This window comes from Vibrio sp. (genome assembly GCF_984391705.1).
Genome location: NZ_CFHWOM010000018.1, coordinates 1 through 19652 on the forward strand (window position 1 = coordinate 1; position 19652 = coordinate 19652).

General features: G+C 45.9%; 14 protein-coding genes. 2 read left to right on the plus strand and 12 right to left on the minus strand.

From position 1 onward, the window contains the following. Positions 1-205: 205 nt before the first annotated feature. From csdE to AC4MRV_RS11560, 4 genes are all read right to left on the minus strand, one after another. On the minus strand, positions 206-634 hold the full coding sequence (csdE, locus tag AC4MRV_RS11545) for a cysteine desulfurase sulfur acceptor subunit CsdE (RefSeq protein ID WP_491187486.1): 429 nt from the start codon (positions 632-634) through the stop codon (positions 206-208). 18 nt (positions 635-652) lie between these two features. After that, positions 653-1462 carry a tRNA cyclic N6-threonylcarbamoyladenosine(37) synthase TcdA gene (gene tcdA / locus AC4MRV_RS11550; RefSeq protein ID WP_491187487.1) on the minus strand — a complete coding sequence of 270 codons (810 nt, stop codon included), beginning with the start codon at positions 1460-1462 and terminating at the stop codon, positions 653-655. A 77-nt stretch (positions 1463-1539) separates the two neighbouring features. After that, positions 1540-2643 (minus strand): murein transglycosylase A, encoded by a 1104-nt coding sequence (gene mltA, locus AC4MRV_RS11555; RefSeq protein ID WP_491187488.1) that lies wholly within the window; start codon positions 2641-2643, stop codon positions 1540-1542. A gap of 69 nt (positions 2644-2712) precedes the next feature. Next, the gene (locus tag AC4MRV_RS11560) at positions 2713-3117 is read right to left on the minus strand and encodes a DUF2850 domain-containing protein (RefSeq protein ID WP_491187489.1); all 405 of its coding nucleotides are present in this window, start codon (positions 3115-3117) and stop codon (positions 2713-2715) included. 239 nt (positions 3118-3356) lie between these two features. On the opposite strand from AC4MRV_RS11560, the gene argA reads away from it, so the two are divergent. Together argA and AC4MRV_RS11570 are read left to right on the plus strand one after the other, a co-directional pair. After that, positions 3357-4694, plus strand: coding sequence for an amino-acid N-acetyltransferase (gene argA / locus AC4MRV_RS11565; RefSeq protein ID WP_491187490.1), 1338 nt, complete (start codon positions 3357-3359; stop codon positions 4692-4694). 200 nt (positions 4695-4894) lie between these two features. Then, positions 4895-5074 (plus strand): hypothetical protein, encoded by a 180-nt coding sequence (locus AC4MRV_RS11570; RefSeq protein ID WP_491187491.1) that lies wholly within the window; start codon positions 4895-4897, stop codon positions 5072-5074. Positions 5075-5116: 42 nt separating this feature from the next. Here the strand turns inward: AC4MRV_RS11570 and recD are convergent, their stop codons facing one another. From recD to AC4MRV_RS11610, 8 genes are all read right to left on the minus strand, one after another. Continuing rightward, positions 5117-7213: an exodeoxyribonuclease V subunit alpha gene (recD, locus tag AC4MRV_RS11575; protein WP_491187492.1), complete on the minus strand. Its 2097-nt coding sequence runs from the start codon at positions 7211-7213 to the stop codon at positions 5117-5119. Continuing rightward, positions 7213-10833: an exodeoxyribonuclease V subunit beta gene (gene recB, locus AC4MRV_RS11580; protein WP_491187493.1), complete on the minus strand. Its 3621-nt coding sequence runs from the start codon at positions 10831-10833 to the stop codon at positions 7213-7215. The genes recD and recB overlap by 1 nt, the downstream gene beginning before the upstream one ends. 264 nt (positions 10834-11097) lie before the next feature. Then, positions 11098-14556 (minus strand): exodeoxyribonuclease V subunit gamma, encoded by a 3459-nt coding sequence (gene recC, locus AC4MRV_RS11585; protein ID WP_491187494.1) that lies wholly within the window; start codon positions 14554-14556, stop codon positions 11098-11100. Positions 14557-14726: 170 nt separating this feature from the next. Beyond that, positions 14727-16445, minus strand: coding sequence for an ABC transporter substrate-binding protein (locus AC4MRV_RS11590; protein ID WP_491187495.1), 1719 nt, complete (start codon positions 16443-16445; stop codon positions 14727-14729). 123 nt (positions 16446-16568) lie between these two features. After that, positions 16569-16841, minus strand: a complete 273-nt coding sequence (locus AC4MRV_RS11595) for a DUF2160 domain-containing protein (RefSeq protein ID WP_491187496.1) — start codon at positions 16839-16841, stop codon at positions 16569-16571. Positions 16842-16853: 12 nt separating this feature from the next. After that, positions 16854-17672, minus strand: a complete 819-nt coding sequence (locus AC4MRV_RS11600) for a carbohydrate ABC transporter permease (RefSeq protein ID WP_491187533.1) — start codon at positions 17670-17672, stop codon at positions 16854-16856. Positions 17673-17688: 16 nt separating this feature from the next. Continuing rightward, the gene (locus AC4MRV_RS11605; protein WP_491187497.1) at positions 17689-18552 is read right to left on the minus strand and encodes a carbohydrate ABC transporter permease; all 864 of its coding nucleotides are present in this window, start codon (positions 18550-18552) and stop codon (positions 17689-17691) included. Continuing rightward, positions 18552-19652 (minus strand): ABC transporter ATP-binding protein, encoded by a 1101-nt coding sequence (locus AC4MRV_RS11610; RefSeq protein WP_491187498.1) that lies wholly within the window; start codon positions 19650-19652, stop codon positions 18552-18554. Before AC4MRV_RS11610 ends, AC4MRV_RS11605 begins: the two co-directional genes overlap by 1 nt.

Sequence of the window (19652 nt, forward strand, 5' to 3'; positions counted from 1 at the left end):
CGATCAAAGTCGAGTAGATTGATTTTTTCAGTGGTCATGTGGCCTCTCAAGCGACGGAACATTAATTAAGGGCGCGAATTGTACAGCCTTTATGCAGTGACAACAAGGGCTGTAAAGCCCTGTATTTTTTAAGGCGTTAATATATCAGTGATTAATTTTTAAACAGGTAAAAACAACCCGCCAAATTGGCGGGTTGTTGCATTTTTTATTGAGCAATTTGCTGGATTTGTTCAACTATCGCTTTCAAACCATTACCACGAGAAGGGCTTAGATGAGCTATCAAACCAAGTTTTGCGAAGTAATCATCAACATCAAGCATGCGAATCTCTTCTGACGTCTTACCATCAAAAGCGGCCATAACAAGTGCAATCAACCCTCGGACAATACGCGCATCTGAATCGGCGCAAAAGTACCACTTATCATCTACTTGCTGACTCACTAACCAAACGAGGCTCTCACAGCCAGACACCGTCACTTGTTCGGATTGCAACTCTTCCGGCATTTTCGGAAGTTTCTTCCCCCATTGAATGACCTGTCGGTAACGATCTTCCCAGCCATTAAATTGCTGCATGGTAGATACGATATCTTCGACTGTTATATCACTGCCGAATGGAGATTGAGGAAACGGTGACATAAGGTTCTCCTGACTACTTTACTTTTTGTATTTCTGAATCAGTTTTTCAACGATGCGTGAAACCGCGACAAAACCGAAAGTTGCGGTCACGACAGTTGCTGCACCAAAACCACTTGCACAATCCATACGCTTTGGACCTTCTGCTGTTGATTTTACACTACAGACAGAGCCATCAGGTTGAGGATATTTCAGTTGCTCTGTTGAAAAGACACAATCAATACCAAACTTACGCGCTGGGTTAGTTGGGAAATTATGATGACGACGCAACGTATCTTTGATCTTCTTCGCTAATGGGTCTTGAATGGTTTTCGTTAGATCAGCCACTTTGATTTGAGTTGGATCGATTTGACCACCTGCACCACCTGTCGTAATCACTTTGATTTTATTGCTTCGACAATACGCCAGTAAAGATGCCTTGGCTTTGACACTGTCAATTGCGTCCAACACATAGTCATACTCTTTGGTTAAGTACTCATGCTGGTTATCAGGTGTAATAAAGTCATCAATTAAATTCACTTTACACTCAGGGTTAATCAACTTAACGCGCTCAGCCATTACTTCAATTTTACTTTGCCCGACGGTACCTGACAAAGCATGTATCTGACGGTTAATGTTGGTCACACACACGTCATCCATGTCGATCAACGTAAGCTCACCAACACCAGTACGTGCCAGCGCTTCAACCGCCCAAGACCCAACACCACCAATCCCGATCACACATACGTGTGCTGCACGTAGTATTTCGACTTCACTATTCCCGTAAAGACGACGAGTACCACCAAAACGTTGGTTGTAGTTATCTGAAGCTGGAGTGTCGAGTTCGCGCATAGTGATTTTCCGCTTGGTCCAAAAAGAAAGAGTGCGATTTATACGCACTCTTTATTCAAATGTCTAGATGAGAAAGCCTATTGTAGCTTCTCTGGTGGCAATGCCCAAGGAGCTTGTGTTGCAGAGCCGTCTAACCCTAGTTTCCAAACACGACCAAAGTGTTTGTAATGACCTGCTTCAGTACCCGCTCTTGGTCCCATACCATGGTAGAGATCAAGGTGATTTCGCTTAACTGCACCGCCAGTATCAAGCACAATTAACAAGCGTAATTGATGCGCCCCACTCCAAGTCCCATCAGGCTTAAGTAACGGCACCTCCGCCAGAATAGGGGTTCCCATTGGGAAAATAGAACGATCCCCTGCCACTGATGCCATTGGTAACAAAGGTATTCCAGCGGACCCAGTAACTGGAGCATCAGCTTGAGGACTGAAGAACACATAAGATGGGTTTTGTTCTAACAGCTCGCGTACCGTGGCTTCATCATTCGCGAGCACCCATTCTTTGATCGCTTTCATCGACATTTTTTCACGCGGCACTTCACCACGCTCAATCAACACTCGGCCAATACTCACGTACGCTTTATTGTTTTTACCACCGTAGGCAAAGTACTCAAGAGTGTCATCATCCTCAAAATGAACAAAGCCACTGCCTTGCACTTCCATCAAAAATGGGTCAATCATATTCGCAGCGTATCCCAATTCCAGCCCCTGTCCCGCTAGGGAGCCTGAGTAGATTTCTGCACGAGTCGGGCAATTAGTATCACATTCAGGCTTACGATAGACCGGATACTTGTACGTTTCATTAGGCTGATGTCTTAGCTCCATAACCGGAGAAAAATAACCAGTAAACAGCACGTTTCCTTGCTTATCTCCGCCGCCCAATTGTGCCGTTTGGATACCAAAATTGCTCAGTTCACTCGGCTCACCACTTTGCAATACCCATTCGTTGAGCTTTTCATACAAAGGCTGATAGACCGCAGCCATGGAAGGTGACTTGCTAACCACCTGCTCGGCCTGACGATGAAACTCAGTAAAATCTCGAGGTTTGTCAGACTCTACAACTGCAGTTTTATTCAAAATAGAATTGAATTCACCGTCGACATATTGCTGCGCTCGTTCGGTAGGTTGTGCACAGCCAAAAAGAACTGAGGCTGCCACGATAGGAAGATATTTTTTGAACACTGGTAAGATTCCTCTCCAACAATCTGTTCAGCATGACAAACTGAACCGTTTAGCGCAATCAAAGAGAGGTTAACGAATGTTATTTTTAAACTTTTCTGACAAACGAAACACAGGTTGATAATGTGATTGAGAGATCAATTTCATCTCAGTAAAAGATTCATTCAATACTTGAAAGCGTCGCACTGAATCACCAACACGATATTCAACGTAGCTGCCATCAAAACTATACTCCGTATCGACGATCCCGCCATTGATGGAAACGCCATTTGGACCTAAGGTAAATTCTTCTGCTGAATACTGCGCTACGTCTTTTTCTATCCATGTCCCATAGACATTTGATTTGGGGAAAGTAACGGACACATAGTAGTTATAAAGTGGGATCGACAATGCCACTACCGCTGCAAATGCAACAATAAAAAGTAATTGAATCGAACGCTCAATAATTTTCTTTTTGTTAGAACTTAAATTGTCCACGTTAGCCTTGGCCGTTACAGTACTAATACGCTCACCTATCTATTTAGTGTACGACGAAATCACATTATAAGTAGACTGAATATTACTATCGCCACCCCATTGTGCACTTCTATACCACTCAAACGTTAACAGAACCACTCCCTGTAAATCTATTTTTGACAATAGTTCCAAAATACCGCTTGCTCATGCAGGAATAAAATTGCAGTATAATTACATATAAATTCATTTAGAGTTGTACCGTGAAAATAAGAAACACAGCACTTGTTAAGGGTTTTAGGCAGTCCGTTCCTTACGTCAATGCCCACCGAGGTAAAACCATGGTCATCATGCTCGGTGGAGAAGCCGTAGCTGATCATAACTTTGCGAATATTATTAGTGACTTAGCGCTACTTCACAGCCTAGGCGTTAAGATTGTTCTTGTGCACGGTGCTCGCCCACAAATCAGTGCCATTCTCGAGCAAAACCAACATCAAACACCCTATCACAAAGGTATTCGAGTGACTGATGAACAATCGCTCAACTATGTGATGCAAGCTTCCGGTCAATTACAGCTCGCGATTACCGCTCAGCTTTCAATGAGTTTAAGTAATACGCCAATGGCCGGTACCCAACTAAACGTAGTAAGCGGCAACTTCATCATTTCTCAACCGCTAGGTGTCGATGATGGCATTGATTACTGCCACAGCGGTCGTATTCGTCGTATTGATGTTGAAGGCATCAATCGCATGCTTGATCAAGGTTCTATTGTTTTACTTGGTCCAATAGCTAGCTCAGTGACGGGCGAATCATTCAATTTGCTCTCAGAAGAAGTCGCTACGCAAGTCGCGATAAAATTGAAGGCAGACAAGCTGATTGGCTTTTGTTCCGAGCAAGGCATCATCGATGAAAATGGTGACGCAGTAGCTGAACTGTTTCCACGCGAAGCCGAGCAGATCTTGCACAAGATAGAGCAAGATATTGATTCAAGCAGTGATAACTCTTCAGGCACTCTACGCTTTTTACGCGCGGCTATTTCAGCGTGCCACGCAGGTGTGCCTCGTAGCCACCTCGTTAGCTACAAAGTCGATGGAGCCTTAGTACAAGAGCTATTTTCTCTTGATGGTATTGGTACTCAGGTCGTTCAAGCCAGTGCCGAGCAAGTTCGCCAAGCTGATATCGATGACATTGGTGGTATTTTGGATTTAATTCGCCCACTGGAAGAACAAGGCATACTCGTTCGGCGCTCTCGTGAGCAGCTTGAGCAGGAGATCCATCAATTCACGATTATCGAAAAAGATGGCTTGATTATCGGCTGCGCTGCGCTGTATCCGTATCCTGATGAGAAGATGGCAGAAATGGCCTGCGTTGCAATCCACCCAGAATATCGCGATGGAAACAGAGGCTTACTACTGTTTAACCACATGCGGCTCCAGTCGAAAGCGCAAGGTATCAAGTATATCTTTGTGCTTACTACTCACAGCTTACATTGGTTTAGAGAGCAGGGGTTTCATGAGATGGATGTGAACTTCTTACCTTCCCACAAGCAAAACCTATATAACTATCAAAGAAAGTCTAAAGTGTTGGCGATAGAACTTTAACTGGAAAAGTCGCAATATCGAGACAAAGTTGCTGTAAGTTGACAAAAAATCCTACTTTATTCTCTTTATTTCATATCTACGATTGGTTAAAATTTCGGCTCCTTATTCAAGGAGCCGATAGGACTCATCTCTACTTAATCATCGGTTAAGTTGCACGGATTGCTTTAGGTTGATAACAACGTCACTAAGAGCACTATTTGATGAAAACTATTATTTGTAACTCAATTCAGAGCTTCTGGGATATGGCGGACAACGAACTACTAGAGGGCTTGGACGTACATTGTGTATTTCCAGTCACTGAAGGCCTCAAAGCCTTTATCTTGAATTATCAAGAGAAGTATCACATCCGCAGTATCTCTTTTACAACTGCTCTTTCTTAAGCGCTGCTGGCTTAATTTGCTAACCAGGGATGGTTATGCACCTCACTCCCCTCCGAGTCGACTCACCAAACCACTTGCTCGTTCTGTTCGAAGTTTAATTCCTCGCTTCATCACTCGATCATCGATATACAAACTTAAACGTTTCTTCGCACGCGTAATCCCTGTGTAGATAAGTTCTCGAGTCAGTATTGGCGTAAAGTCTGGCGGCAAAATCATTAGCGTATGATCAAATTCACTGCCCTGCGATTTATGAATCGTCATTGCATAGGCCGTTTCATGCTCAGGAACTCGACTTGGGAGGACAGCTTTGACGCTTCCATCTGGCAGCTCGAAAAAGACTTTCAGCTTGTCTTCACTCTCATCTCGAATACAAAGACCGATATCGCCATTGTACAAGCCCAATGCGTGATCGTTTCGCGTAACCATCACAGGCCTTCCGTGATACCACAGCTCATCTTGAACCTGAATCAGTTTACGGCTCGCCAGCGCACGCTCAACGCGTTGATTTAATCCCGTCACGCCAAAATCGCCTTCACGAATAGCACATAACAATCGGCAACGTCCAAAGGCGTCCAGTGCCGCTTTCGCCCGCTGCTTTATGGTTTCAGGCTCACCCGATATCAGGTCGACCCCGGCTTTACTAATGCGTTCTAAGTAAAGGCGATACTCCCCCACCAAAGTTTGAATCATCTGACTGTAGTGCTGGCTATCGATTGGATATTTAACGATGTCGGTAAACTCTTTTTGCCATACTTGATCAACTTGTTGAGCCGAGCCTGAATTGATTGCTTTTGCCAGCTGACCAATACCTGAGCGAGCATCAAAGCGGTAGCTCTTTTGCAACATACATAAGCTATCAGCAATGGTCGATGTTGGATTATGGCTATTTGCTAAGGTTTGGTAGCCCGTCAATTGCACCACAGCGTGACTTTGTGCCGTGCTATAACCAAACTTATTGAAGGAGCAAATATCCCCTAACACCGCTCCAGCTTCCACTGAAGCTAACTGGTCTTTATCTCCCAATAAGATCAATCGAGCATGTTTAGGCAAGGCCTCCACCAATTTGTACATCATAGGCAGATCGACCATTGATGCTTCATCGACAACTAAAATATCGAGATGCAAAGGGTTATCACGGTGATGTCTAAACTCAGCACTATTGGGCAGGGCCCCAAGTAATCGATGTATTGTACTCGCGTCAGTCGGAATAGATTCTTTGAGTGTTTGACTGACAGGAAGTTGTGACACCGCTTTACCAATCGATTCTGTCAAGCGCGCCGCGGCTTTCCCCGTTGGCGCGACTAATTTGATAGCTGGCACATCTCCTGATTGTGTCGCTTGTTCAATCAATGCGGCCAGCAATTTGGTCACTGTTGTCGTTTTACCTGTCCCCGGCCCACCAGAAATAACCGCAAACCGACGCGTCAATGCCACTGCCGCTGCTACCTTTTGCCAATTCACACAAGCTGACTGAGGAACCAAATCATCCAATACCGACAATTGCTCGATTGTTCTTACAGTTGAGAGCTTTTGGCCTATGGTAGGCCAATCAAGACTTTCCTCGCTGACAACGTCTAAATGATCACAGATAAGACGCTGTAATTGAACGACTGAGATAGAAGAAGAATCCTTAATATTTTCATATAAGTAGCGATAGTTTCTAGCAAACAAATGATCGAGTAACTCGGTCAATCTTTGCTGTTCAGCAGGCTTTAGGATCATGGGTAACCCAAAGCTATTTAAACGCTCGGCTAACGTGACTTCGTAATGCCAATAGCGGTGCAAATAAAGTCGTTCACCATCAAATATCAAGGGTTGTGACTGCTCGTTTTTCGCGACCAAACAGGACTGGTCCAACAGTGCAACCCAATCTATTGCCACCAGCTGCTTATTCAAAGCCAGTGCTGTATCACCAAATAAACCCAACTTGGCGGCTAAATCTATAGGCTGGCCTTGCCCATCAAACAATGGCAAACAAATATGTCCTTTACCCAATTCGCTGCTGACAACACCAGCAATAAAAGCAAGTGCATCATCTTGTGACTGCGTATAGATGAATCGAGCAAATTGGTAATCTAATTGACGAAGCGTGCCTTTTTCAGCCAGTTGAGCAAGAGTTGAGATTAACGTGGGTATCATCAGATTAGCTCCCCTTGGCCAGCACTGTTGTATTTGGTATCAATCGGTAGCCCATCAATTAAGCGATCCATATCATCAAGAAACTCTACACTCGGTTTTGCAGAGAAAATACCATGGCTACTCTCCCCATCCATGCCACGCAGAAATAGGTAATAGACGCCACCAAAATGTTGCTGATAATCGTAATTTGGCAGCCGGCTGCGCAGGAAGCGATGCAGCGCCAAAGCATAGATTTGATACTGTAGGTCATAACGATGATCTGCCATCGCCGCTTTCAGCGCCTCCCCATGGTAATAGGAGACATCATCGCCCAAATGGTTCGACTTCCAGTCAAGAACATAGTATTTACCATTATCTTCGAACACTAAATCGATAAAACCTTTCAGCATGCCTTGCACGGTTTGAAAACCGAGATCGCCAGCTTTGGCTGACAAAGGATCATGACGCTGAATAACACGATTTAACGAGGGTGAAGACAACACCTCAATCGGGAGTAAAAACTCCATCTCGACTAAGCGCTGCGACGGTCCTTTTTGATTCAGTAACATCGACTTGCCATCAAGTGGCGTAGCCAGCACAGTATCGATAAGCGATTGCAGGACCGGTAGCCAACTTTCATCTAGCTGTTCGCTTTCCATTAAGGTCTCGATCGCCTGTTGATTTTCCTCACTGTTAGCAGGCTGAGTAAACTCAACCTCTTCAAATAAACTATGTAGGAAAGTACCTGGCCTTGCCCCGCGTGGGAACGTAAAAATGGTTTGCTCGGGCTCAACCAAGTCCTCTTCATCTTGCTCACCGGAAGAATCGACGTCTAAACGCATTAAGTCGGTCAGCGCATCATCACTGTGCTGGCTATGGCCTTGCTTAATCAAGCCTGAGTAGCTGGTAATGCGCCAGTTACGATCGATGGTTTGCTCAAGAGAGCGAGCCTCAAGCGCTTGGGACTCTTCTGAAATTACTACAAAAGGTTCATCGTGTTCGTTTGGTAATCCAGCGCAAACCACTGCGTCCAGCGCTGCCACCTGATTTTGAATTGACTGCGCTAAATCGCTAATCCCGCCTTGCTGACCATCTTGCAACAAATATCCCATCGCACTGCGATGCACTCCTGTTGGTTCTTTAGTCGAACGCCCATTTCGAAGTGGAGCAGCACCGATAAAACAACCATAAACCGCGCGAGTTAGAGCCACGTAGATTAAGCGTAAATCTTCCGCTAAGCGCTCTTTGTCTGCTTGTGCCAGCGATGCTTCATGCTTGGTAATATCGAGGATGGTTCTATCAAGATCTGCATCATAGTATTTGGCTTCACTCGCTTCCCGGTAGCTCAGAACAAAAGGAAGAAAGACTAAGTCATATTCCAATCCTTTTGATTTGTGAATCGTCACAATTTGAACAAGATTGCGTTCAGACTCCAGGCGCTGAATCTGATCTTCACTGCCACCCAAACCATTCTCCGCATCGCTGATAGCTTGAGCCAACCAACGTAACAACCCATGATCGCTGTCGAGTTCAGCGCTGGCTTGCTGAAGTAACTCGCCAATGTGCATCAGGTCGGTCAGTACTCGCTCACCATTGTCTTCTTCCAGCAATCGTTCAGCGACGTGACGCTTGGCCATAACGCTGCGTAACATAGGTAACACACCTCGCTGAACCCAAAGTTTTCGATACTCTTTAAATTCATTGATGGCACTTTCCCATTCATTCTCATCATTGTTGAGTTTGTCTAACGCCCCTGCATCAAGAGCGAATAACTCCGATGCCAAGCTCGCCCGCAAAGCGCGGTCATTTTCCGGCGTCAGTACCGCTTGAAGTAAACGTTGTAAATCGGCCGCGACCACAGATGTAAAGACACTATCTCGATTCGAGAGGTACACGCTGGCAATACCTTGTTTCGCCAACGCTTCCTTCACCATTCGACCTTCACTACCAGTTCGCACCAGCACTGCGATATCACCTGCGTTAATCGCATTAACACCTTTGCCAGTTTCAAAATGAGCTTCACCATTTTGAGACGCGCTAAGAATTGTCTGGATTTGATCTGCAGTCGCTTTCGCCATTGCTGACAGGTACTCACCTTTCGCCAACGGCTTATCCTCGCTGTCTTGCAACCAATAGGTCAAAGCAGGTTGCTTTTGGCCTGCCATAGTCCAAATGCGTTGTTCCGCATTCGGGCTGTGATTTACGGCTAGGAATGGAATATCTTGGTCATAGATAAATGGGCTGGTTGGTAAAGAGAAAACTTGGTTTACCGCGGCAACCATATCAGCACTCGAACGCCAGTTAGTGCCTAACGTGAAATGCGAAGAAACCTGATTACGCGCTTTGATATAAGTAAAGATATCCGCTCCGCGAAAACCATAGATAGCCTGTTTCGGGTCACCAATCATAAACAATCCACACTCTGGGTTGTTGAGATAAATGCGACTGAAAATGCTGTATTGCAGCGGGTCGGTATCTTGGAATTCATCGATCATCGCTACGGGATAAAGAGTGCGAATTCGTTCGGCAAGCAACTCCGCTTCATCGTTATCAATCGATGCAGACAGATTCGTTAGCAGGTCGTCAAAAGATAGCCACTGTTTTTGCTGCTTGGCGTTGGCGAGCATTTCACGACAATGTTCAATAGCATGAGCTAAAATTGGCGCTTTTAAGCTGATTGGCTTCGCTAAGAAGCGCTCAATAGCAGCAAAAACTTGATGAGTTGGTGCGTCACCTTTTGGCGTTTTTTCAATCAATACATTTTGGGCGAACTTCTCAAGCTTATCGGGAAAGTCGTAACTGATGGTTTCGGTACTTGCCCAATCGTTGACCACTTCCAACCATTGCGGTAACGACTTCTTCGTGTAACTGCGTTTGTTGATGTCTGAATCACTGATCAATGCTAAATACTCATCTTGATCAGCACGCCAGTGCGCTTTAAGCGCATCAATCTCTGCTAAGTTCTGCGTATGAAGGTCCGCCAAACTGCCTTGCATCGCCTCTACCGACAACGTTAAAGGGGCACCAGTTAAGTAATTAGATACTTCAGATAACAAAGCGGCTGGCGAGCTCCAAATTCGGCGTACTTCACCCGCTAAGTGAATGGGTAATGGATAAAAATTTCGTCGCCAGTAGTCAGCAACAATCTGCGCTTTTAGATGGCTTTCATCAGTGACAAATTCATTATTAAAGCGACTACCCGATTCAAACGCATTTTGCGTGAGCATTCTCTGACAAAAACCGTGGATGGTATAAACCGCGGCTTCATCCATCTGCCTTTCTGCTTGCAATAAGATACCCGCGGCTTGCTTATGATCGTCAACTTCATGCAACAAAGGCTGAATAACAGGGTCGTTACTATGACCGCGAGAAAAAGCCAGCCTCGCATCATGAATTCGAGCTCGAATACGGTCTCTGAGCTCAGCCGTTGCAGCCTCTGTAAAGGTCACAACTAAGATCTGATCCACCGTTAACGGGACTTGGTGTTTGGTTTCAGAACTACCGTGTCCCAATAGCAAACGTAGGTAGAGACCAGCGATAGTAAAGGTTTTACCTGTACCCGCTGACGCCTCTATCAAGCGAGCGCCATGGAGAGGAAAAGTCATGGTATTTAGCGGAGTTACCATAGACGATGCAGTCATAGAGAATTTGCCCTTTGAATGTAATACCGACAATCAAATGTGATCCCGGCTTAAAAATGCGACTTATTAATAAATATCCTTTAAAAGTGAGAGTTTTATGCGATCCTTCTCACAGCAGAATATTATTCTAACCGTTAGTATGCGCCCCACGTGTTGAGCAGCCTTCTGTGCTGCAAGAGACCAAACGAATCATGGTCCCTCTGACCTGTGGCCGTACAGCGAACGCCCTACACTATAATGATTTACTGGCGGCCACCTACTTTCCTATTCCAAATCTTCATTAAGTTTCACCGCAAGTCTCGGCGCTTGAATTACTCTCACTGCGACGTCACGTGCTGCAGTGGCTAATTCATCGTTCCAAGTTGGCCAAATGCGCGAAATGTAGGCATTGTTACCCTCGCCACTCGCCATATAGCTATCATTGAACACATCGGCCATTTTTTTACGTGACTTTTCTTCATCATCCGCCCAGTTCCCACGACTAAAGCCAGCTTCAATACAAGCCAACGCAGTTTTCGGGAAATAACACAAAGGTTCCGTCATCCCTTGATAGAAAAGGCCGACAAGTTCAGCAAGTAACGATTTTGCTTGTTGAACATCTTCGAACACCGGATACACCAAGTGCACCACACCTTCTTTACGATCATAACCAATCATATGCGTTCGCTTGGCGTGTCCCATTGCAGACATGGCTAAGTGATCAATCCAACCTGAAAGGTAGTCCTGTGAGCGAATCTGCCCACTGCGGAAACGGATTAAACCCGATTGATAACACTGAGTCAGCCAACCCGTCATGTGGACAGGTTTACCCTCACCCAGAACATCAAATTGGAGTTTCACCTCCAGATCATCACTGGCAGATTGGCAGAGAAAACTCAGCTTTTCGACCAACTCTTCCGCTTGGACGCGGTTGGTTTCAAATTCAATATCGCCAAATGCGCCGACTGGCAGCTTGCCTTGCGCACGTTGCTTCGCGACAAATTGCTCAACTGCCGCTTGATTATTCTTGCCCCCAGCGAGCTGCTGCTCTAACAGAGTATCGAGCAAGCTATCCCGCATTTGATAACTTTCTAACCCGCCCAGAACAAAAGGCTCATCATCTTCCATTACTGGCAGTGGCGGTTCAAACATCACCTTCAAACGGCGATTGAAGAAATACTGTACGGGTAAGCGCCAGAAACGCTGCAGTTCAACCAAGTCCAACTCAAGCGGATAAGTGGCATCTAACAGGTAATTGTTCAACTGACGGTTAAACACTCCACTTTGTTGGCCTTGACGGTTAGCGGCGGGAAGCCACTCTTTCGCATAACTTGGTTGACCGCCAATAAATGCACTCGGGCTGAACGGTACCATAGGGTGATGAGTGACAAGTGCTCTAAGTAAATGCTCGCCAGATTCATCACATGCAAGGGATTGCTCCCCTTCGAGGCAATAGTTTTGATGGCAATATTCAAGCAGTTCAGACACTAGTACCGATGGCACCCGCTCAGTATTGTCCTGAATAGAGCGGCCAACATAACTGATGTACAAACTTTGCTGCGCAGAGAGCATAGCTTCTAAGAACAGATAACGGTCATCATCTCGACGTGAGCGATCACCGGGTTTCGTTCGACCGGTCATGAGATCAAATCCTTCCGCCGGCATTGAGCGCGGATATACCCCATCGTTCATGCCTAGCAAACAAACGGTTCTGAAGGGAATCGAACGCATCGGCATCAAGGTACAGAAGTTAACTTGACCCGCCAAGAAACGCTGACTTACACGTGTACCAGACAGCTTATTCTGTAGATACTGAGTAATTATGGATGGCGTTAGTTCTTGTTCAAACGCGGCGTCAATCAACTGTTCTTTCAAAGCCGACAGAGTATCTCGAATCGACTTAAGGGCAACTTCGCCCTCTAGCTCTACCAAGAAAAAATCATCAAGAAGGTGAGTGAGCACTTCACGCCACATATCGACAGATTGAGTGTGACTCAACTTTTGACGGTACTCTTCAATACGTTGGATAAAGTGTGCCAGCTTACCGGCTAGCTCGGCGCCCATGCCTTGCACTTCGTTATAAGGAGAGAGTGCACCATTCACGCTATTAAACAGACCTGCAGATTCAGGCATGGCATAGCCTAACAGCATACGCTCAATGCCAAATTGCCAAGTGTTTTGTATGGTGTCTGGTAGGCCAAACTCTTGCCCTGTTGCGCTATTTAGCCCCCAGCGAATGCCAGACTCTTCAACCCATTGTTTGGCTTGAATAAAGTCATCTTCGCTCAAGCCAAAACGCGCCAGTATCGTCGGTGTTTCTAGCAGCTCCAATAACTCTGACGCTAGGCAGCGCGTATTAGGCAAGTTCACCAACTGCATAAAGGCATTAAGAATTGGGCTCTCTTGGTCGGCGGTACGGTCAGAGATGGAATACGGGATAAAGCGCTCACCCGGCGCATTACCAAACACTGCTTGAATTGCAGGGCTGTAAGCATTGATGTCTGCCACCATAACGATGATGTCGCGTGGCTTCAAACTGGAATCAGCATCGAACATTGAAAGAAGCTGATCGTGCAGTACTTCCACTTCTCGCATTGGGCTGTGACAAGCATGCAGCGACAATGAGGTATCCCCTTTAGCAACGAATTGCTTGTGTTGGCTGCTGTCAAGCTGCTCATCATCTTGATGCTCTTCTAAGTTGAGAATGTCAGCTTGCAGGTGGTGCAGCAACGAGTCTCGTTCTACATCGACAAACGCTTCAATTTCATGAGACTCAAGCTGGGACAATAAGTACATGTTGTCACGACCTAACTTACCCATTGACGCCAATAAGCTATTACCGACTACGTCAGTATGCAGTTCATCGTTTAGATTATCCTCTACGCTGCCTTTGAGCTGCCGAGACTCACCATCTAATTCTGAGTGGTTATCTTTCCAAACAAGATGTTTACGATGCTGCGCCGCTAAACGGGCGAGGTATTTTCTGTCTCGCACTTCGCCCCAGTAGTAACGACATGGGTTGGTAAACATTAAGTGGACATCTATATGCTCACCAATCGCTTTAAGCGCATCCATATAACGTGGCGGTAAAGAGGTAATGCCAAATACAAACAAACGCTTAGGAAGATGGGAAAAGTTACCATGATAGCTTTCAAGTGTATCGATAAAATGCTCATACAAATTAGCACGGTGATAAGGTGACTGATCTAACGCGACTGTGTGATCATAAAGCGCTTGCCATAAAATCGGCTGCCAAGGGTGCTCGTCTTCAAGTTCCTTAACTGCTTCTCCCGCTTCCCAGCTAGCTATCCATTCAGGGCGATACACCAAGTAGCCATCAAAGATATCAGCAATTTTTTCTGATAATTGGTACAACTTACTGCTGTCTTCATCATTCTCTAAATAGCGACGAAGAGGCTCAAACTCATCCTGCATCAACATGGTTGGCAAGATACGCATCAGTTTCCACGTCATCGCCTCTTTGTTGAACGCACTGCGTTTTGGTACATCAGGCAAGACCTCTGTGAACATGTTCCAAATAAAGGTCGCGGGAAGAGGAAACTCAATGTTCGCTGCAACACCAAACTCTTTGGCTAACTCCATTTTCAACCATTGCGACATTCCTGGGCTCTGCACCAGAATTTGCTCGGCTTCGAAGGGGTTTTCTAATGGAGTAAGTCTAACTAGCTCGACGAGGAGTGACTTTAAAACGTCAACTTGATTGGAATGGTAGACAGTAAACAAAATGTACTCACGCTGATCTTGCCCTAATTAGAGATGAGACTAGCACAAGCGAGACGGTAAGCAGAGCACAATAAACGTATGATTTGGCTCGAATCAAAATACCCGCTCATGTCTTAAGCAAACATGAGCGGGTTGTCGATAAAGGTTAACTCATTGTCGATAACTCAGTGTTACTGAGCAATCAGATCTTTGTAAGCGATCGTTTTACCTTGCGGCTTTTCATTGGCAAGTTTCGCTTTCGGCGCACCCGGTTGAGATAGCCAGTATTCACGATCTTTCTTCGGATTCAACTGAGGGCCACACTCGCCTTGAGCACCACTGCGCTCTAGACGTTGTAACACTCTGTCTTGCGCTTTTGCTAAGCCATCCAATGCTTCCTGAGGTGTCTTCTCACCACTGGCTGCTTCAGACACATATTGCCACCATAGTTGCGCTAGCTTTGGATAGTCCGGTACGTTGGTTCCTGTTGGCGTCCACTGTTTGCGGGCATCACTACGATAGAACTCAACCAGACCACCGAGTTTAGGCGCCATGTCAGTCATCGCTTGAGAATTAATGTCTGACTCACGAATTGGCGTTAAACCAACCAAGGTCTTCTTCAAACTCACTGATTTAGACACCACAAACTGAGCGTATAGCCAAGCGGCTTGGCGGCGATCTAGCGGCGTACTGTTAAGGAACGTCCAAGAACCCGCATCTTGATAGCCTAGTTTCATTCCCTCTTCCCAATAAGGTCCACGAGGAGATGGTGCCATGCGCCATTTTGGCGTACCGTCTTCATTAACAACTGGTAGGCCTGGCTTGGTCATATCAGCAGTAAAAGCGGTATACCAAAAGATTTGCTGTGCGATAGAACCTTGCGCAGGTACTGGGCCCGCTTCACCAAAGGTCATGCCTTGAGCTTCTGGTGGCGCGTACTGTTTTAACCAATCTACGTATTTGGTTGTCGCGTACACAGCCGCAGGTCCATTGGTCGCACCGCCGCGAGTCACATCAGAACCAACAGGTTTACACCCTTCGATACGAATGCCCCACTCATCTACAGGTAGGCCATTCGGGATCCCTTTATCACCTGCGCCCGCCATTGAGAACCAAGAGTCGGTAAAACGCCAGCCTAGTGAAGGATCTTTCTTACCGTAATCCATGTGACCGTATACTGGCTCACCATCGATGGTTTTAACTTTATCAGTAAAGAACTCCGCAATATCTTCATAAGCTGACCAGTTCAATGGCACGCCTAGTTCATAACCGTACTCTTTTTTAAATTTGGCTTTGAGATCTTCGCGTTCAAACCAGTCAGCACGGAACCAATAAAGGTTAGCGAATTGCTGATCCGGTAGCTGATAGATTTTACCGTCTGGACCCGTCGTGAAATCCAAGCCAATAAAGTCCGGCAGATCAAGGTAAGGGTTGGTTACGCTTTTGCCTTCACCAGCGATGAAATCTGAAATAGGGACAACTTTGCCGTAACGAAAGTGAGTACCGATCAAATCAGAGTCATTGATGTAGCCGTCATAAATATTACGACCCGTTTGCATTTGGGTTTGCAGTTTTTCTACGACATCACCTTCTTGAATAAGGTCATGATTCACCTTAATGCCAGTGATTTCGTAGAAGGCTTGCGCTAACACTTTCGCTTCATATTCGTGCGTCGTGATAGTCTCAGAAGCGACGTTAATTTCCATACCTTTAAAAGGCTTAGCAGCGTCAATAAACCATTGCATCTCTTTAGCCTGTTCATCGGCAGATAAAGTCGATGGCGTGAACTCGTCACTCATCCACTTTTTGGCCGCAGCCATATCCGCAAACGCAGCAGGTGACATCGCAGCAAGCGCAAATGACAGCGCTAAACTACGAGCTAAGAAAGACTTTTTGATATCCTTTTTCATTATTGTGTGACTCCAGTTGTGAGTATTCTCGTTTCTTACGTTATTGATTACGCCGCTGCCGACCTTGCTGCATAACAAGGCTGCTACCTGCAATGGCAGAGGCACATGCTCATTCAGTTATCGTTATCCCCATTTCAAAACCGTACTTAGCCAAATCACAGACACTGTGAAAGGCACCCAAATTGACAGCTCAGTTAAGCCAACAAAGCCAAGGTGAATAAAGGCAGAGCTCAACAAGCCAATAAACAGACGATCGCCTCGTGTGGTGGTGATCGGTAGAAACCCTTTACGCTCAATGCATGGCGAACGAATCTCTAAAATCGTCATGGTGATCAAAATCAGCGCAATACCTAAAAAGAACAGTGCTGAAGGGGTGGTCCATGCCATCCAAGCCATGATGTTGTCTCCTTAAACTCGACCAAGTGCGAAACCTTTCGCAACGTGATTTCTTACAAACCAAATAACAAGGATGCCCGGTAAGATCGTTAGTACACCTGCCGCAGCCAACACTCCCCAATCAATGCCCGAGGCACTAACGGTACGTGTCATGACCGCAGAAATAGGCTTGGCATCGATTGAAGTGAGGGTGCGTGCGAGTAGTAACTCGACCCAACTGAACATGAAGCAGAAAAAGGCCGAGACCCCAATCCCCGAACGGATCATCGGCAAAAAGATTTTGACGAAGAATTTTGGAAAGCTATAACCATCGATGTACGCGGTTTCATCAATTTCACGCGGTACACTCGACATGAAACCTTCTAAGATCCATACCGCCAATGGCACGTTGAACAGACAGTGCGCCAGCGCGACCGCAATATGGGTATCGAACAGACCAACAGAAGAGTAAAGCTGGAAGAATGGCAGCAGGAATACCGCCGGTGGCGCCATACGGTTAGTCAGTAGCCAAAAAAACAGATGTTTGTCACCCACAAACTTAAAGCGTGAAAACGCATACGCGGCAGGTAACGCGACCGTTAAGGTGATCACCATGTTCATCACGACATAGATGATGGAGTTGACATACCCCATATACCAACTCGAGTCTGAGAAAATGGTTTGGTAGTTCTTAAAGGTCCAATTTTCAGGGAAGAAGCTCAGGCTCCCTAATATCTCTTGGTTCTCTTTGAAAGACATATTGAGCAGCCAGTAAATTGGCAACATCAAACAGATGATGTAGAACGTCAGCCCAACAATTTGGGTGTAACGTGTGTATTTTGATTTAGTCATCGCCATGATGGTTTCCTTACTTATTTTCACCATGCGTCATTGCGGTGTAGAACGCCCAGCTCACCAGCAAAATGATGAGGAAGTAGATAATTGAGAATGCCGCCGCTGGACCTATGTCAAACTGACCAACCGCCATCTTGGTCAAGGTTTGGCTTAAGAAAGTGGTCGAGTTACCCGGACCGCCACCTGTCAGAACAAAGGGTTCGGTATAGATCATAAAGCTGTCCATGAAGCGGATTAGAATGCCGATAAGCAAGACACTCTTTAGCTTGGGAAGCTGGATGTAGCGGATAATCGACCACGTCGATGCGCGATCGATATTGGCAGCTTGGTAATATGCATCCGGAATGGCGCGCAGACCGGAGTAACACAGCAGAGCGATGAGTGATGTCCAATGCCACACATCCATAAGAATGACCGTCAACCAAGCATCTAACGGGTTGCCCGCGTAGTTATAGTCGATACCTAATCCGTTCAACGCCCAGCCAAATAAGCCGATATCGGCACGACCAAAGATCTGCCAAATTGTGCCGACCACGTTTAATGGAATCAGCAGTGGGATAGCCAAAACGATAAGGCAAAATGCTGACCACTTTCCTTTTGTTGGCATAGTAAGCGCGACGATAATGCCTAGTGGTACTTCAATCAGTAGAATCGTAAAAGTGAATCCAAATTGACGCAGCAAAGCACCATGTAAGCGATCATCATTGAGTGTTTCTCGATACCACTCAGTCCCTACAAAATAGGCTGTATTGGCATCAAAAATATCTTGCAGCGAGTAGTTCACTACCGTCATTAACGGAACGATGGCACTAAATGCCACCAGCAGGAACACCGGCAAAACAAGAAACCAAGCTTTATTGTTTGTCACCTTATCCATTAGGCTTCCCCTACATTGACTAGAAATTCATCGACATACAGCATGGTCCATTGCTCAGGGAAGCTGATGTACGCTTGATGTTGTGGAACGGGTTGGTCTTCTTGTAAGCGCGCTTTAATTTGCTTGCTGCCTAACTGAAGTGTCACGATCTTGTAGGTACCTAAGTCTTCGACGTGTAAAACGTCACATTGAAGCGCGGCGTCATTGCCTTTTTCCCATACATGGACAAACTCAGGGCGGATTCCGATCTTGATGTTGTGACTGCTCGCTTGAGCAACTGCATGTCGGTAAGCCTCCGATAGCGGCACTTCGATACCATCGAACATCACGCCATTTTCACTCGGCGTCACCTCCATCAAGTTCATCCCAGGACTACCAATGAAATAGCCGACAAAGGTATGGTTCGGACGTTCGAATAATTCTCTCGGTGTGCCGAATTGAACAATTTGGCCGTTGTACATAACCGCTATTTCATCGGCAAAAGTAGACGCTTCAAGCTGGTCGTGAGTGACGTAGACCATAGTGATATTGAACTGTTGATGGATCTGCTTTAGCTTGCGGCGCAGTTTCCATTTCAATTGTGGGTCAATCACCGTAAGCGGCTCATCAAACAAGATTGCCGAAACATCATCGCGAACTAGACCACGCCCCATTGATACTTTCTGCTTTTCATCTGCAGTCAGATGCTGCGCCTTCTTCGATAGCACATTGGTCAACTCAAGAATTTCTGCAATTTCAGTCACTTTTGAATGAATCTTGGCTTTATGCACTTTCATATTGCGCAGTGGAAACGCTAAGTTGTCATACACCGTCATGGTGTCGTAGATCACCGGAAACTGGAAAACTTGGGCAATGTTTCTATCTTGCGGACGTAACTCATTAACGCGCATGTCATCAAACATCACATCCCCTTGAGAAGGGCTCATTAAGCCTGAGATGATATTGAGCAAAGTCGATTTGCCACAGCCTGACGGCCCAAGCAGCGCATAAGCCCCACCTTGTTTCCATACGTGATTCATCTCTTTAATAGCGTAAGTCGATGAAGCCGTTGGTTTCTTATCGTAGGTATGAGCAAGAGAGTTAAGAGTAATTTGAACCAT

What these genes read in the sequence shown, in the direction of transcription:
- AC4MRV_RS11600 (WP_491187533.1), bottom strand. Translation starts at nt 17,672, where the DNA reads ATGACTAAATCAAAATACACACGTTACACCCAAATTGTTGGGCTGACG.
- AC4MRV_RS11605 (WP_491187497.1), bottom strand. Translation starts at nt 18,552, where the DNA reads ATGGATAAGGTGACAAACAATAAAGCTTGGTTTCTTGTTTTGCCGGTG.
- recD (WP_491187492.1), bottom strand. Translation starts at nt 7,213, where the DNA reads ATGATACCCACGTTAATCTCAACTCTTGCTCAACTGGCTGAAAAAGGC.
- AC4MRV_RS11590 (WP_491187495.1), bottom strand. Translation starts at nt 16,445, where the DNA reads ATGAAAAAGGATATCAAAAAGTCTTTCTTAGCTCGTAGTTTAGCGCTG.
- tcdA (WP_491187487.1), bottom strand. Translation starts at nt 1,462, where the DNA reads ATGCGCGAACTCGACACTCCAGCTTCAGATAACTACAACCAACGTTTT.
- csdE (WP_491187486.1), bottom strand. Translation starts at nt 634, where the DNA reads ATGTCACCGTTTCCTCAATCTCCATTCGGCAGTGATATAACAGTCGAA.
- AC4MRV_RS11595 (WP_491187496.1), bottom strand. Translation starts at nt 16,841, where the DNA reads ATGGCTTGGATGGCATGGACCACCCCTTCAGCACTGTTCTTTTTAGGT.
- AC4MRV_RS11570 (WP_491187491.1), top strand. Translation starts at nt 4,895, where the DNA reads ATGAAAACTATTATTTGTAACTCAATTCAGAGCTTCTGGGATATGGCG.
- recB (WP_491187493.1), bottom strand. Translation starts at nt 10,833, where the DNA reads ATGACTGCATCGTCTATGGTAACTCCGCTAAATACCATGACTTTTCCT.
- AC4MRV_RS11610 (WP_491187498.1), bottom strand. Translation starts at nt 19,652, where the DNA reads ATGGTTCAAATTACTCTTAACTCTCTTGCTCATACCTACGATAAGAAA.